Origin of the sequence: Streptomyces sp. NPDC059455 (genome assembly GCF_042750115.1) — a bacterium.
GTDB lineage: Bacteria > Actinomycetota > Actinomycetes > Streptomycetales > Streptomycetaceae > Streptomyces > Streptomyces endocoffeicus.
The window spans coordinates 476-13,860 of the sequence record NZ_JBHYVB010000192.1 but is presented as its reverse complement, the minus strand read 5'-3'; the positions used below and the strand labels follow the sequence as shown (position 1 = coordinate 13,860).

Sequence of the window (13,385 nt, the reverse complement as noted above, 5' to 3'; positions counted from 1 at the left end):
CTGATCATCTGCTCGCTCCTCGCATGGCGTGGCGGTCCGGTGCGGTCCCGTGTGCTTGGACCGCCCGTGAAGCCAGGAACAGCCGGACCGTCAGCGGATCCCCGTGCAGCGGACGGACCGCCACGCCCTGGCGGGACCGCGCGGTGGGCTGGCAGGGGGTGACCACCTCGCCCGAGGCGACCAGGTCGGCGGCGGTCAGATAGTCCCCGTACACCACCCTCGGATTGATTCCCGCGGCGGCCAGCACCCGGCGCAGGCCGGGCCCCTCGCCGTCCACGCTGGGGTCCACCATCCACTGGTCGGCGGCGAGCTCGGTGAGCCGCACCACGGGCCGCGCGGCGACCGGATGGGTTTCGGCCAGCGCCACGAACTGCGGCTCCCGCTCCACGAGCACCCGGCGGTCCACGCCCTCGGGCACCCGCAGCGGCGCGCCCTCGACCTCGTGGACGAAGGCGACGTCCAGCTGGTTGGCGGCGACCATCTGCAGCAGCGCGTTGGCGGAGACGTCGATGTGGATGGTGGTGTCCGCGTCGGGGTAGCGGGCGCGGAGCCTGCGCAGCCAGCCGACCACGGCCCGGCTGCCCGTGCTGCCGATGCGCAGCCGGGCGTCGGCGGTCTGCCCCGCCTCCAGCCGGACCTCGCTGACCAGGGCGTTCATCTCGGCCACGATGGGCCGGGCGCGGCACAGCACGGACCGCCCCAGCGGGGTCGGCCGACTGCCGGTGACCTCCCGCGAGAACAGCCGGCCGCCGACGGTGTTCTCGATCCGCCGGAGCTGGGTCGTCAAGGACGGCTGGGTCATGCCCAGTTGACGCGCCGCCTTCCGTAGGCTGCCGGTGTCGGCTATGGCGCACAGTGCACGGAGGTGCCTCACCTCGAGCTCCACGGCGGGAGCATAACTGCGCACTTGTCCGTCACACCAGACTCTGAAATCCCGCCAACCCGTACCGGAATCGATCAATCGGTGGTCAAACACGGGTCAACGGGGTGTCAAACGCCGGTCATCGGCCGGGCCTTGAACGCCCGGCGGGGGATATGCCCTCGTCCTATCACCGGTTGATATCTCCGCGTACGGCCGGTTCTCCTCAAGACTCTGCGTCAGCCAAGAGTTCATCCCACGGCCCCGGCCGCCACCCCACACGGCGACCGGGGCCCGAGGACGATGAGGAGTCCCCCACATGTCACTCCCCAAGCTGGCGCTGTCCGCGACCATCGGCCTCGGCCTGGCGGTGTCCCTGTCCGCCATGCCCGCGTCCGCGGCCACGCCCGACCACTCCACCGCCCAGCGCGGTGCCGCGGCCGCCGCCTACACGGCGAGCGGTGAGGAGCGGGCCGACACCGACGCCTTCATCAAGGCCGTCATGAAGTCGGCGCTGGAGAAGCGGGCGAAGGCGCGCAGCGCGACGGCGGCCGTCACCGTGACCTACAACGCGAGCCAGGCCCCGACCTTCAAGTCGGTGATATCCCGCTCCACCCAGATCTGGAACTCCGCGGTGAGCAACGTGAAGCTCCAGGAGGGCGGCAACGCGGACTTCACCTACCGCGAGGGCAATGACCCCCGGGGCTCGTACGCGAGCACCGACGGGCACGGCAGCGGCTATGTCTTCCTGGACTACGCCCAGAACCAGCAGTACGACTCGACCCGGGTCACCGCGCACGAGACCGGCCATGTGCTGGGGCTTCCGGACCACTACTCGGGTCCGTGCAGCGAGCTGATGTCCGGTGGCGGCCCCGGCACGTCCTGCACCAACTCGAAGCCGAACCAGGCCGAGATCAACCGCGTCAACCAGCTCTGGGCCAACGGCCTGGCCAAGCTCGAGAAGCAGCTGGCCAAGACCCACTGAGCCCACGAGCCCGCCGAACCCACTGATCCGCTGGATCAGGGCCTGACCGCCCGCACCCGGTTCCCGACGCCGGGTGCGGGCGCTCGGCGTGTGCGGACGCTTACGGGGTGTCCGCCGGACACCTCCTGGGCCCGTGCGACCTCGGTCGTCACGGGAAGCGACGCCGCCTCCGGCCGGAGGTACCGTATAGACACCAGGAGCATTTCGCACAAACCGGCCGGATTCCCTCCAGCTATGGGCCCCGGTCCCAGGGAGTGAGCACGATGGAGACCCTGATCACCGTGGTCGTCATCCTCGCGCTGATCGCCGTGGGCGCCCTGCTGATCCACCGGACCAATGTCCAGAACGGCAACCGCATGTCCCCCGAGAGCCACGAGACCCTCCCGGGCGGCGGGCGGCCCCGCCATCGCGCCTGGGGCCGCGGGCGGCAGCACCGGGGCCATCGGGTGACCCCTCCCCCACCCCAGGACCGCCGACCCTGAGCCCCGCCTTCCAGCCCCTCCAGGGGGCACCTCCCAGCGGTAGCTGGGGGAGATTGAGGAGCGGGGTCTGGGGCGGAGCCCCGCACGCGGCGGAGCCGCATATCGTCAGGTGCCGGGAAGGGGCGGGGAGGGGAACAGCCCGCCGCAGGCGTCAAGATCCGCCGGACACCTGGCCCTCCTCCTAGCCCTCCCCCTCGCCCAACGCCTCGCCCAGCACCTCGTCCAGCACCTCGTCCAGCACCTCGTCCAACGTGGCCACCGGCTCGAGCACATCCAGCATCCGCCCCGCCCGCAGGGTGCGGAGGATCAAGGCGTCGTCGCAGACCAGCCGCATCCGCCCGCCCCGCTCCCGGACACGCCGATGGGCCCGGCACAGCAGCCCCAGGCCCGAGCAGTCGAAGAAGGCGGTCGGGCGTAAGTCCACGATCACGGCGGGCCGGTCCCCGGCCGTGGCCGCGTCCAGCGCCGGTCCCACGCTTCCCACCCCGGCGATGTCGATCTCGCCGTGGAGCTCCACGACGGTGTACCCACCGACCCGGTGCGTACGGGCCCGAGCAACGACGTCGTCGGCCGGATCCTCGCTCGCGGGCTCCCGCGCGGCGTCCTGGGCACCGCGGTCCAGCGGCACCGGCGCATCACGGGGAGCGCCTTGCTGCGTCATCGCGATATCCCCTCGGAACGGCACACTGCCCCCTCTCACCTTCGTCAGGTCCCGGAAGCGGGCAGGGTCGGGCATCGGGTGCGAAATCCGCCGGGTCCTCAGGCGACGTCCCGCGAGCGTAAGGGGGTGACCCCCGGTTACAGAGGGAGGGACGCAGCATTCCGCCGGTAAAGACCGCTCGTCCGAGTGAATTTCGGTTCTTACTATTGACACTTGGTCAGATACGGCCTACGCGAAGGAGTCACCGCCTCCTCCGACCACCGGACCCGCCGCGCCCGCGATCGCCGGAGTCAGATCTTCCAGTACCTCGAAGGCGTCGTCCAGCCGGACCATGCGCAGCAGCCGCAGAAAGCGCGGATCGCCGATGACGAGCCGCAGCCGCCCGTCCCGCTCCAGCACACGATTGCGCAACCGGCACAGTAACGACAATCCGGCGCAGTCCAGGAACGTGACCGGTCGTAGGTCCAGGATCAGATCCGGGCAGCGCACCTGAACGAGGGAATCGAGCCGAGCCACGATCCGCCCCGCGGCGAAGATGTCCAGCTCTCCCGCGACCTCGGCGACGGTGACGCCGCCGAGCGAGTGGACTCGGACGCCGAAGGCGGGCCGATCATCGAACATGCAAGCCTCCTTGACCTGGTGGAGGCGCGCGACACCGGAGCCCGCAGCCACGCCGGTCATCGCCGGGGTCCAGGCCGGCCCTTCAGTAGATGACATACCCATCTACCGGCTGACCAGTCAACGAACGGCCCGGCACGTGTCGTTGGCCTATTAAGCCCCCTCGGCCACCAACCGTTACTCGCCGGTAAAGCAGAGGTCTTCTCATGTCCACCGGCAGCCGTGAGCATGCCACCCGGCAATCGCCCCGACGCGAAGGATGACCGATGACAGCAGGACGCGTGCGATCACGGCGGCTCGGCATGACGACGGTGGTCCTCGCCCTCGCCATCGGCGTCGGCGGAACGGCCACCACGGCGACCGCCACCACGCCCGCCACCACGGTGACCGCGGCCACGCCCGGCACCACCGGCACCACTGGCACCACCGGCACCACGGCGGCCGCGGCCTCGGCGGCGCCGACGAGCGCCACCGCCGCCAAGGAGGTCGACTACGAGACCTGGCAGCGTGATGTTCGCGCCATCATCGACGAGCAGGCCCGCCCGTATATCGAGGAGCGCACCGCCGACCCCTCGGGCGAGAAGCAGGCCATCGTCCTGGACATCGACAACACCTCGCTGGAGACGGACTTCGGCTTCAGCTACCCCCAGCCCGCCGTCGAGCCGGTCCTGAGGCTCGCCCAGTACGCCCACGACCGCGGCGTGGCCATCTTCTTCGTCACCGCGCGCCCCGGCATCATCTACCTGCCGACCGAGTACAACCTGGAGAAGGTCGGCTACTCGGTGGCCGGTCTGTACGTACGCCATCTGCCGGACCTCTTCCAGGACGTGGCCGAGTACAAGACCGCCAAGCGGGCGGAGATCGAGAAGAACGGCTACACGATCATCGCCAACATCGGCAACAGCCCCACCGACATCACCGGTGGCCACGCCGAGAAGTCCTTCAAGCTCCCGGACTACGACGGCCAGCTCTCCTGAGCCACGGTCAGCGCTCATCCCCTTCCGCCACGACCCTCGGCACCCGCCGGGGAAAGGCCGGGAACTCCAGATCTTGGCGCCCAAGATTGGTGAGTAACCCGAGCGCACGGCACGTCTGCTCCGCTCAAGACTGGACACACCGCAGACTGTCCGTCGAGATCTCCGCAGAATTGCGCGGACACGTCGACACTGGCGCGAAGGGGATGACCGATGACCGGCTCGCACGTACTGGCGCTCGGCCACTACCAGCCCGCGAAGGTGCTCGGCAACGATGACCTCGCGGCCATGGTCGACACCAGCGACGAGTGGATCCGCAGCCGGGTGGGCATCCGCACCCGGCATCTCGCCCGCCCCGACGAGACGGTCGACGAGATGGCCGCGGCGGCCGCCGCCAAGGCGCTGGCCAACAGCGGGCTCGCCCCCTCCGACATCGACCTCGTGCTCGTCGCCACCTGCACGGCGATCGACCGCAGCCCCAATATGGCGGCCCGGGTCGCCGCCCGGCTCGGGCTGACCTGCCCCGCCACCATGGACCTCAATGTGGTGTGCGCGGGCTTCACCCACGCCCTCGCCACCGCCGACCACACCATCCGGGCCGGGGCGGCCACCGCGGCCCTGGTGATCGGCGCGGAGAAGTTCAGCGAGGCCACCGACTGGAGCGACCGCTCCACCTGCGTGCTGACCGGCGACGGCGCGGGCGCGGCCGTAGTGGTGGCCGCCGAGCGGCCGGGCGTCGGCCCGGTGGTGTGGGGCTCGGTCCCGGAGATGGGCGGCGCGGTCCGTATCGAGGGCACACCGCCCCGGTTCGCGCAGGAGGGCCAGACCGTCTACCGCTGGGCGACCACCCATCTGCCGCCGATCGCGCGGAAGGTGTGCGAACGGGCCGGGCTCTCCCCGGAGGACCTGGCCGGTGTCGTACTGCACCAGGCCAATCTGCGGATCGTCGAACCGGTCGCGCGCAAGCTGGGCGCCGTCAACGCGGTGATCGCCCGCGATGTGGTGGAGTCCGGCAACACCTCGGCGGCCAGCATTCCGCTCGCCCTCTCCAAGCTGGTCGAGCGCGGGGAGGTGCCCTCCGGGGCCCCGGTGCTGCTCTTCGGCTTCGGCGGCAACCTGTCGTACGCGGGCCAGGTCATCCACTGCCCCTGAGGGGGCCCCTGACCGTCCCGGCCCGCCCTCGACGGGGACGTCCGATTCGTTCAAGACCGTCCGCTCGGGCGCTCCCTACGCTGCCCGTATGACAGCACGATTCGACGCCATCGGCCTGGTCGTCGCCGACATGGCCGCCTCCCTCGCCTTCTACCGCCGTCTCGGCCTCGACATCCCCGCCGAGGCCGACACCCAGCCCCATGTCGAGGCCGCCCTGCCCGGCGGCGCGCGGCTGATGTGGGACACCGTCGCGACGGTGCGCTCCTTCGAACCGGAGTGGACGCCACCGAGCGGCTCCCACCAGGTGGGGCTCGCCTTCGCCTGCGACAGCCCCGCCGACGTGGACAAGACCTACCAGGACCTTGTGGGGGCGGGGGTACGCGGCAAACTCGAGCCGTGGGACGCGCCCTGGGGCCAGCGCTACGCCACGGTCCTCGACCCCGACGGCAACGGCATCGACCTGTTCGCCCCGCTACCCTCCTGATCCCCGCAGCAGACGTCCCAGGGGCACCCCCGCCAGCGCCCTGACGTCGCGGGCGAGGTGGGCCTGGTCGGCATAGCCCGCTGTGGCCGCGACCTCCGCGAAGGGGAGGCCGCCGCGCGCCAGGTCCAGGGCCCGGTTCAGCCGGAGCACCCGGCCCAGCGTCTTGGGGCCGTAGCCGAACGCGGCGAGGGAGCGGCGGTGCAGCTGCCGCTCCCCCAGGCCCACGGCGGCGGCGATCCCGGCCACCCCCGTCCCGTTCGAGACCCCCGCGACAATCGCGGCGAGCACCGGATCGGGTGGTTCCGCCGTCCGCAGCCGTCCGAAGGCCGCCTCCTCCAGAAGGCGGCCCGCGGCCGTCTGCCCGGTGGCGATCCGCTCGGCCAGCCGCCGAACCTCCGCACCCGGCCAGAGCGCGGCCAAGGGCACCCGCAGATCGCGGAGCTCATGCGCCGGTACGCCCAGTACGGCGGGGCCCGTGCCGGGCGCGAACCGCAGCCCCACCGCGCGGGTGCCCGGCGGGCCGGGGGCCAGGTGCGCACGGGTGTCCGGCCCGGCGACCAGCAGCTCGCCGTCCGGCCCCGGCCCCGCCTCGCTCCAGATCAGATCCGTACAGCCGTCGGGAAGCACCCGCTGCGGCCCGGTGCCGGCCGTACGGGTCCACACCACGGCGCCGTGGCCGATCAGCGCACTCCGCTCCCGGTACTCGCTCGAGGCGCTCAAGGGACCTCGCGCAGATACATCGCGCCGCAGGAGTGGCAGAAGGGCCCCGCGTCACCCGTGGCCCACAGGTCGGCGGCCTGGGTCTCGGCGTCCGGGGCCAGCTCCCGCCCGCACATCGCGGTCGTTCCGTTCCCGCGGACCATGTGCCAGATCTTGACCGGCGCGCCCGCGACCCGCCCGGAGCTGCCCTCCTCGTATTCGGCGCGCATCTCGTGCTGCATGGCGGTACACCTCCTGCTCACCACCACTACCTTCCATGCTCCCGCCACGCCAGGCCTCGCGCCACCTCCCGGCGCAGGCGGCACGGTCCGGCGGACGCGGCCTAGAAGACGGACCAGTCGGTCAGCGTGGTGAAGTGGTCCAGGGCCGCCACCCCGGCCACCGAGTTGCCGCGGGCGTCCAGGCCGGGGCTCCAGACGCACAGCGTGCAGCGGCCCGGCACCACCGCGACGATGCCGCCGCCGACCCCGCTCTTGCCGGGCAGCCCGACGCGGTAGGCGAAGTCGCCCGCCGCGTCGTACGTACCGCAGGTGAGCATGACCGCGTTGACCCGCTTGGCCTCGCTGCGCGACAGCAGCCGGGAGCCGTCCGCGCGCAGCCCGTGGCGGGCGAGGAAGCCGCCGGCCAGGGCGAGATCGCGGCAGCTCATCTCGATCGAGCACTGCCAGAAGTAGTGCTCGAGGACGGTCGGCACGGGGTTGTCGAGGTTGCCGTAGCCGGCCATGAAGTGGGCGAGGGCCGCATTACGGTCGCCATGGGCGGTCTCGGAGACGGCGACCTCCTGGTCGAAGGCGAGGTCGGGGTTGCCGCTCTCGGCGCGCAGGAAGTCCAGCATGGTGGTGCTGGCGTCGCCGGTAAGGGTGTGCAGCCGGTCGGTGACGACGAGCGCCCCGGCGTTGATGAACGGATTGCGCGGGATGCCGTGCTCGTACTCCAGCTGCACCAGGGAGTTGAAGGGGTTGCCCGAGGGCTCCCGGCCGACCCGCCGCCACAGCTTCTCGCCGTCGTCGGCGAGGACGAGCGCGAGGCTGAACGCCTTGGAGATGGACTGCATCGAGAAGGGCCGCTCCCAGTCGCCGACTCCGGTGACCCGGCCGTCGACGTCGGCGAGGGCGATCCCGAAGCGGTCCTCGTCCACCGAGGCGAGCGCCGGGATGTACTGGGCGACCCGCCCCCGGCCGATCTGCGGCCTCACATGAGCCGCGACCTCCTCCAGCACTGCCTGGTAGTCCATGGTGCGGTGCGTCTCCTGTTGCGAGGTCGTACGGATGAACCGGTCCGCACGATAACGCGCCCCCCACCATTCATCACCCCATGTGTTTATGGGTGTGCGTCGGGTAAGCAAGCGGGTGAACGAGGCGGGCCGCGACCGGGGCCCGCCACAGGACCAGAACGGAGGCGGGGCATGGCCTCACCCATGTCCGCGGGGGACTTCCTGGCGGCGCTGACGAACGAGGGCTTAAAGGTGACGCAGGTCGGCGACTGGCGGCACCACAATCGCAACCACAAGGGGCCGTGGGGCCCGGTGCACGGGGTGATGATCCACCACACCGTCACCTCCGGCACCGAGGAGACCGTGGAGATCTGCCGGGACGGCTTCGAGGGGCTGCCCGGCCCGCTGTGCCACGGCGTGATCGCCAAGGACGGCGGAGTCCATCTGGTCGGCTACGGCCGCGCCAACCACGCCGGGCTGGGCGACGACGACGTCCTGCGGGCGGTGATCGCCGAGAAGGCGCTTCCGTCGGACAACGAGGCGAACACCGACGGGAACCGCGCCTTCTACGGCTTCGAATGCGAGAACCTGGGCGACGGCGAGGACCCGTGGCCCGAGGCCCAGCTGGACGCGATCGCGCGGGCCGCGGCGGCCGTGTGCCGCCATCACGGCTGGACCGAGCGCTCGGTGATCGGCCACCTCGAATGGCAGCCGGGCAAGGTGGATCCGCGCGGCTTCACCATGGCCTCGATGCGCGACCGGATCCGCGAACAGCTCAAGTAGGACCCAGAGGGAAGTACAGAGCAAGCACAGAGCGCCCTTGGGGAAGCGCGTAGCGCGTAAGGGCGGCCGTGGAGGGGCCGGGGCTCAGGCTCCGTCCTCCGCGGCCCCCTCCCGGTAGAGCGCCGCCTCCTCCAGGTCCAGCCGCCGCAGCAGCGACCGCAGCATCTCCTCGTCGATCCGCCGGGCGTCCCGCAGATCCACGAACACCGCCCGCTCGGCCTCGATCATCTCCCGGGCCAGCCGCCGATAGGTGTCGTCCGCCGATTCGCCGGTCACCTCGTTGACCGCGCCCAGCCGCTCCCACACGGCGTTACGGCGCTGCTCCAGCACCGTGCGCAGCCGGTCGGCGAGCGGCGACGGCAGGGCGTTGCGCTCATCGGCGAGCAGTTCCCCCAGACGGCGTTCGGCGGCCAGCGACGCGGTGTTCTGCGCCTGGGCCTCGGCGAGGGTCTCGGCGTGGGGGTCACGGCCGGGCAGCCCGAGCAGCCGGATCAGGGACGGCAGGGTGAGCCCATGGATCACCAGGGTGCCGATGACGGTCGTGAAGGTGAGGAAGAGGATCAGGTTGCGGGCCGGGAAGGGGCCGCCGCCGTGCACGGTCTCCGGGATCGAGAAGGCGATGGCCAGCGAGACCACGCCGCGCATCCCGGCCCAGCCGACGATGACCGGCGCGGTCCAGTTGGTGCCGGGCTCGCGCTCGCGGATCCCGGGGAAGAGCATGCGCGGCACGAAGGTCGACGGGAAGACCCAGACGTAGCGGGCGACCACCACGGCCAGGAAGACGACGGCCGCGTACCAGGCGGCCTCACCCGCGCTGTACTCCCCCAGGCCGCCCACCACGACCCTCAGTTGCAGCCCGATCAGCGCGAACACCGCCGACTCCAGAACGAAGTCGATCATGCGCCAGACCGCCGCCTCCTGGAGCCGGGTGGCGAAGTCGACCTGCCAGGAGCGGTGTCCGAGGTAGAGCCCGACCACCACGACGGCCAGCACACCCGACGCCCCGAACTGCTCGGCGACGGCGTAGGCGACGAAGGGGATGAGCAGCGAGAGGGTGTTCTGCAGCAGGGGGTCCCGCAGCCGGGTGCGCAGCCAGTGCAGCGGCACCATCAGGATCAGACCGACCACGACACCGCCGATGGCCGCGAAGGCGAACTCCCGCAGCCCCTCGGTCCAGCTGACGCCCTCCCCCACGGCAGCGGCCACCGCCACCCGGTAGGCGGTGATCGCGGTCGCGTCGTTGAACAGGGACTCGCCCTGGAGGAGCGTGGTGAGCCGGGAGGGCAGCCCGATCCGGCGGGCGATGGCGGTGGCGGCCACGGCGTCCGGCGGCGCGACCACCGCGCCCAGCACGAGGGCGGCGGTCAGCGGCAGCTGCGGGATCAGCAGATGGGCGACCATGCCGACCGCGACCGTCGCGAAGAGCACATACCCGACGGAGAGCAGCGCGATCGGCCGCAGATTCGCCCGCAGGTCCAGGTACGAGCTGTCCAGCGCGGCGCTGTGCAGCAGCGGCGGCAGCACCAGGGGCAGCACGATATGCGGGTCCAGCGTGTAGTCCGGCACCCCGGGCAGGTACGAGACGACGAGCCCGACCGTGACCAGCAGCAGCGGCGCGGGCACCGGGGTCCGGCGCGCCGCGCCCGCGACCACCGCGCTGCCCGCGACCAGCATCAACAACGGCAATACGTCCATCGTCCGGCCCTGTCTCCGTCGGCCGTCCGACGGTCGTCCATGTGCTCCGCTCACGCGGCGTTTTAGTCTGGCAATCATGAACGAGTGCCCGCATGTTCCCGCACTGCCGCGTCCCGAACCGGAGCCGCGGTCCGACACCTGTCCCGAATGCCTGGCGGTCGGCAGCCACCCCGTCCAGCTGCGGAAGTGTCTGGTGTGCGGCCATGTGGGCTGCTGCGACTCCTCGCCGTACCAGCACACCACCCGGCACTTCGAGCAGACCGGCCATCCGGTGATGCGCAGCTTCGAGGAGGGTGAGGACTGGCGCTGGTGCTTTGTGGATCAGCTCATCGTGCCGTGAGCGGATCGGCTCATCGTGGCGTGAGTGGATCGGCTCATCGTGCCGTGAGATGCCGGGGTGTGGTGGGCCGCCCGGCTCCGCGGACGCCCAGGTCTTGGCGTTTTCCGCGCAATGTCGTAGATCGACTGCCGCGTTTGTCGGTGTGGCCCGTTAGCCTTCACCACATGATCCGATCAGCGAAGCCGTCCGACGTTCCGGCGATCCATGCGATGATCCGCGAGCTGGCGGACTACGAGCGGGCTCCGCAGGAGGCGAAGGCCACCGAGGAGCAGCTGCGCGAGGCGCTCTTCGGGGCGCATCCCGCGGTGTTCGCGCTGATCGCCGAGGAGGCCGGTGGCGCCGGAGAGCGCGCCGGTCCGGTGGGGTTCGCCCTGTGGTTCCGTAACTTCTCCACCTGGACGGGCACCCATGGTGTGTATCTGGAGGACCTGTACGTCACCCCGCGGGCCCGCGGGGGCGGCCATGGCAAGGCGCTGCTCGCCGAGCTGGCGCGGATCTGCGTGGAGCGGGGATATGCCCGTTTCGAATGGTCGGTGCTCGACTGGAACGAGCCCGCGATCGGCTTCTACGCCGCGATCGGCGCGGAGGCGATGGATGAATGGACGGTGCGCAGGCTCTCGGGAGAGCCGCTGCGAGCGCTGGCCGCTCAGGCCATGGGCACCGCCGTGACCAGCGATTTCCTGAGTGAGGCGACATCTCTTTCGAATTGAGACCGCAAACCCTCTAGCCACGCTGCGTACTCATGTGCTTACTATGAGTGATATCGCGGCCTTGTGGGCCGGGGGTCACCCGTGATGGGGGCCGTGCTTCGTCCGGGCGACACCGAACCGCAGATCGCGATAGCGTCGCAGCCAAAGTACATACAGCGCCGACCCGTATTCACCCTCCACCATAAGGGTTCGGGGCCGACGCTCCAATCAGCTCAGCTCAATCAGCTTGTGTCACCTTGGAGGTGAGGGTGTCCCAGATCGCAGGCGAGCCCGGGACCCAGGACTTCGTGGAAGTCCGGCTGCCCGCTGCGGGTGCCTATCTGTCGGTGCTGCGGACGGCCACCGCCGGCCTCGCAGCCCGCTTGGACTTCACCCTCGACGAAATCGAGGATCTGCGTATCGCCGTAGATGAGGCATGCGCGATCCTGCTGCAGCAAGCCGTGTCCGGCTCCGTGCTGAGCTGCGTCTTCCGCTTGATCGACGACGCACTCCAGGTGACCGTATCGGCTCCCACCACCGACGGTCGCGCCCCCGAGCGCGACACCTTCGCCTGGACGGTGCTCTCCGCACTGGCGGGCAAGGTGGACTCCACGGTGGCCGAGGACCGAACGGTCAGCATCAGCCTGTACAAGGAGCGCGGCGCCGGCCCCGGACAGCCGTGACGGAACAAGGGGGCTCCGTGAGCACTGCATCATCGCGGGGAGTAGGTACCCCGGCCATCCCGCACCCGCCGGCCCGGCCGCATCCCGCGGACTCGGAGGCGGCAGGAGACCGACCAGAGCGGGCGGACCACATGGATCAGCACGAGCAGGTGCATCAGCAGCACGATCCGCAGGACCGGAGTGGCGCGCGGGCGATGTTCGCCGAGCTGCGAGGGCTGCCGGAGGGCTCCGCCGAGCGGGCCGAGCTGCGCAACAACCTCGTGCGTATGCATCTGCCGCTGGTGGAGCACCTGGCCCGGCGCTTCCGCAACCGCGGTGAGCCGCTGGACGACCTCACCCAGGTCGCCACCATCGGGCTGATCAAGTCCGTGGACCGGTTCGATCCGGACCGCGGTGTGGAGTTCTCCACCTATGCGACACCCACGGTCGTGGGCGAGATCAAGCGCCACTTCCGCGACAAGGGCTGGGCGGTGCGGGTGCCGCGCCGGCTCCAGGAGCTGCGGCTGTCGCTGACCACGGCCACCGCGGAGCTCTCCCAGCGCCATGGCCGCGCCCCGACCGTCCATGAGCTGGCCCAGCATCTGTCCATCTCCGAGGAGGAGGTGCTGGAGGGGCTGGAGTCCGCCAATGCCTACAGCACCCTGTCCCTGGACGTCCCGGACACGGACGACGAGTCCCCGGCGGTCGCCGACACCCTCGGCGCGGAGGACGAGGCGCTCGAGGGCGTCGAGTACCGCGAGTCCCTCAAACCCCTGCTGGAGGATCTGCCACCGCGCGAGAAGAAGATCCTGCTGCTGCGCTTCTTCGGCAATATGACGCAGTCACAGATCGCGCAGGAGGTCGGCATCTCCCAGATGCATGTCTCCCGGCTGCTGGCCCGCACTCTCGCGCAGCTGCGCGACAAGCTGCTGGTCGAGGAGTAGCGAGCGGGCGGTGGGGTGCCCGTGATTCTTTCCCCTCCCCGCCCCTTCCCGCTACCAAGGGCTCTGCCCCTGGACCCCGAGTCCGGGGCGGCGCCCCCCCCCCCCCCCGCGCCCCCCCGGTGAG

Annotated in this window: 17 protein-coding genes; 10 read left to right on the top strand and 7 right to left on the bottom strand. The window is 70.9% G+C overall.

The window, feature by feature from the left end:
* Positions 1 to 4: 4 nt before the first annotated feature.
* Positions 5 to 886 carry a LysR family transcriptional regulator gene (locus ACFXB5_RS42540; RefSeq protein WP_385218922.1) on the bottom strand — a complete coding sequence of 294 codons (882 nt, stop codon included), beginning with the start codon at positions 884 to 886 and terminating at the stop codon, positions 5 to 7.
* Between the two features lie 292 nt (positions 887 to 1,178).
* Between ACFXB5_RS42540 and snpA the strand changes: the two genes are divergently transcribed.
* Together snpA and ACFXB5_RS42530 are read left to right on the top strand one after the other, a co-directional pair.
* Positions 1,179 to 1,844, top strand: coding sequence for a snapalysin (gene snpA, locus ACFXB5_RS42535; protein WP_385218920.1), 666 nt, complete (start codon positions 1,179 to 1,181; stop codon positions 1,842 to 1,844).
* 263 nt (positions 1,845 to 2,107) lie between these two features.
* Entirely contained in the window at positions 2,108 to 2,326 is a 219-nt protein-coding gene (locus ACFXB5_RS42530) for a hypothetical protein (protein ID WP_385218918.1), read from the top strand.
* Positions 2,327 to 2,507: 181 nt separating this feature from the next.
* Here ACFXB5_RS42530 and ACFXB5_RS42525 read toward each other — a convergent pair whose 3' ends face one another.
* Positions 2,508 to 2,987, bottom strand: a complete 480-nt coding sequence (locus ACFXB5_RS42525; RefSeq protein WP_385218916.1) for an STAS domain-containing protein — start codon at positions 2,985 to 2,987, stop codon at positions 2,508 to 2,510.
* Between the two features lie 228 nt (positions 2,988 to 3,215).
* Positions 3,216 to 3,608 (bottom strand): STAS domain-containing protein, encoded by a 393-nt coding sequence (locus tag ACFXB5_RS42520; protein ID WP_385218914.1) that lies wholly within the window; start codon positions 3,606 to 3,608, stop codon positions 3,216 to 3,218.
* Between the two features lie 263 nt (positions 3,609 to 3,871).
* Here ACFXB5_RS42520 and ACFXB5_RS42515 point away from each other — a divergent pair, with 263 nt between their 5' ends.
* The 3 genes from ACFXB5_RS42515 to ACFXB5_RS42505 all read left to right on the top strand — a co-directional run bounded on the left by ACFXB5_RS42515 (position 3,872) and on the right by ACFXB5_RS42505 (position 6,215).
* Positions 3,872 to 4,582, top strand: coding sequence for an HAD family acid phosphatase (locus ACFXB5_RS42515; protein WP_385218912.1), 711 nt, complete (start codon positions 3,872 to 3,874; stop codon positions 4,580 to 4,582).
* Positions 4,583 to 4,792: 210 nt separating this feature from the next.
* Entirely contained in the window at positions 4,793 to 5,731 is a 939-nt protein-coding gene (locus ACFXB5_RS42510; RefSeq protein WP_385218910.1) for a beta-ketoacyl-ACP synthase III, read from the top strand.
* A gap of 88 nt (positions 5,732 to 5,819) precedes the next feature.
* Positions 5,820 to 6,215: a VOC family protein gene (locus tag ACFXB5_RS42505; RefSeq protein ID WP_385218908.1), complete on the top strand. Its 396-nt coding sequence runs from the start codon at positions 5,820 to 5,822 to the stop codon at positions 6,213 to 6,215.
* On the opposite strand, the gene ACFXB5_RS42500 is transcribed toward ACFXB5_RS42505, so the two are convergent.
* The 3 genes from ACFXB5_RS42500 to ACFXB5_RS42490 all read right to left on the bottom strand — a co-directional run bounded on the left by ACFXB5_RS42500 (position 6,204) and on the right by ACFXB5_RS42490 (position 8,169).
* Complete coding sequence (locus ACFXB5_RS42500; protein ID WP_385218907.1) at positions 6,204 to 6,935, bottom strand: helix-turn-helix domain-containing protein; 732 nt, start codon at positions 6,933 to 6,935, stop codon at positions 6,204 to 6,206. The two genes, ACFXB5_RS42505 and ACFXB5_RS42500, sit on opposite strands and share 12 nt — an antisense overlap.
* Positions 6,932 to 7,156 carry a hypothetical protein gene (locus ACFXB5_RS42495; RefSeq protein WP_138913880.1) on the bottom strand — a complete coding sequence of 75 codons (225 nt, stop codon included), beginning with the start codon at positions 7,154 to 7,156 and terminating at the stop codon, positions 6,932 to 6,934. Before ACFXB5_RS42495 ends, ACFXB5_RS42500 begins: the two co-directional genes overlap by 4 nt.
* A 101-nt stretch (positions 7,157 to 7,257) precedes the next feature.
* Positions 7,258 to 8,169, bottom strand: a complete 912-nt coding sequence (locus ACFXB5_RS42490; protein WP_385218905.1) for a glutaminase — start codon at positions 8,167 to 8,169, stop codon at positions 7,258 to 7,260.
* A 171-nt stretch (positions 8,170 to 8,340) separates the two neighbouring features.
* Between ACFXB5_RS42490 and ACFXB5_RS42485 the strand changes: the two genes are divergently transcribed.
* On the top strand, positions 8,341 to 8,931 hold the full coding sequence (locus ACFXB5_RS42485; RefSeq protein WP_385218903.1) for an N-acetylmuramoyl-L-alanine amidase: 591 nt from the start codon (positions 8,341 to 8,343) through the stop codon (positions 8,929 to 8,931).
* A gap of 84 nt (positions 8,932 to 9,015) precedes the next feature.
* Here the strand turns inward: ACFXB5_RS42485 and ACFXB5_RS42480 are convergent, their stop codons facing one another.
* On the bottom strand, positions 9,016 to 10,626 hold the full coding sequence (locus ACFXB5_RS42480) for a Na+/H+ antiporter (RefSeq protein WP_385218901.1): 1,611 nt from the start codon (positions 10,624 to 10,626) through the stop codon (positions 9,016 to 9,018).
* Between the two features lie 76 nt (positions 10,627 to 10,702).
* Between ACFXB5_RS42480 and ACFXB5_RS42475 the strand changes: the two genes are divergently transcribed.
* The 4 genes from ACFXB5_RS42475 to ACFXB5_RS42460 all read left to right on the top strand — a co-directional run bounded on the left by ACFXB5_RS42475 (position 10,703) and on the right by ACFXB5_RS42460 (position 13,261).
* Positions 10,703 to 10,966 (top strand): UBP-type zinc finger domain-containing protein, encoded by a 264-nt coding sequence (locus ACFXB5_RS42475; RefSeq protein ID WP_385218900.1) that lies wholly within the window; start codon positions 10,703 to 10,705, stop codon positions 10,964 to 10,966.
* A gap of 164 nt (positions 10,967 to 11,130) precedes the next feature.
* On the top strand, positions 11,131 to 11,676 hold the full coding sequence (locus tag ACFXB5_RS42470) for a GNAT family N-acetyltransferase (RefSeq protein WP_385218897.1): 546 nt from the start codon (positions 11,131 to 11,133) through the stop codon (positions 11,674 to 11,676).
* A 248-nt stretch (positions 11,677 to 11,924) separates the two neighbouring features.
* Entirely contained in the window at positions 11,925 to 12,338 is a 414-nt protein-coding gene (locus tag ACFXB5_RS42465; protein ID WP_014054819.1) for an anti-sigma regulatory factor, read from the top strand.
* A gap of 17 nt (positions 12,339 to 12,355) precedes the next feature.
* A complete protein-coding gene (locus ACFXB5_RS42460) occupies positions 12,356 to 13,261 on the top strand; it encodes an RNA polymerase sigma factor SigF (RefSeq protein WP_385218896.1) in 906 nt (301 codons plus the stop codon).
* Positions 13,262 to 13,385: the final 124 nt, after the last annotated feature.

Excerpts from the sequence above, each read along its gene's own strand:
- snpA (WP_385218920.1), top strand. The coding sequence starts at position 1,179 with ATGTCACTCCCCAAGCTGGCGCTGTCCGCGACCATCGGCCTCGGCCTG.
- ACFXB5_RS42530 (WP_385218918.1), top strand. The coding sequence starts at position 2,108 with ATGGAGACCCTGATCACCGTGGTCGTCATCCTCGCGCTGATCGCCGTG.
- ACFXB5_RS42525 (WP_385218916.1), bottom strand. The coding sequence starts at position 2,987 with ATGACGCAGCAAGGCGCTCCCCGTGATGCGCCGGTGCCGCTGGACCGC.
- ACFXB5_RS42520 (WP_385218914.1), bottom strand. The coding sequence starts at position 3,608 with ATGTTCGATGATCGGCCCGCCTTCGGCGTCCGAGTCCACTCGCTCGGC.
- ACFXB5_RS42515 (WP_385218912.1), top strand. The coding sequence starts at position 3,872 with ATGACAGCAGGACGCGTGCGATCACGGCGGCTCGGCATGACGACGGTG.
- ACFXB5_RS42510 (WP_385218910.1), top strand. The coding sequence starts at position 4,793 with ATGACCGGCTCGCACGTACTGGCGCTCGGCCACTACCAGCCCGCGAAG.
- ACFXB5_RS42505 (WP_385218908.1), top strand. The coding sequence starts at position 5,820 with ATGACAGCACGATTCGACGCCATCGGCCTGGTCGTCGCCGACATGGCC.
- ACFXB5_RS42495 (WP_138913880.1), bottom strand. The coding sequence starts at position 7,156 with ATGCAGCACGAGATGCGCGCCGAATACGAGGAGGGCAGCTCCGGGCGG.
- ACFXB5_RS42490 (WP_385218905.1), bottom strand. The coding sequence starts at position 8,169 with ATGGACTACCAGGCAGTGCTGGAGGAGGTCGCGGCTCATGTGAGGCCG.
- ACFXB5_RS42485 (WP_385218903.1), top strand. The coding sequence starts at position 8,341 with ATGGCCTCACCCATGTCCGCGGGGGACTTCCTGGCGGCGCTGACGAAC.
- ACFXB5_RS42480 (WP_385218901.1), bottom strand. The coding sequence starts at position 10,626 with ATGGACGTATTGCCGTTGTTGATGCTGGTCGCGGGCAGCGCGGTGGTC.
- ACFXB5_RS42475 (WP_385218900.1), top strand. The coding sequence starts at position 10,703 with ATGAACGAGTGCCCGCATGTTCCCGCACTGCCGCGTCCCGAACCGGAG.
- ACFXB5_RS42470 (WP_385218897.1), top strand. The coding sequence starts at position 11,131 with ATGATCCGATCAGCGAAGCCGTCCGACGTTCCGGCGATCCATGCGATG.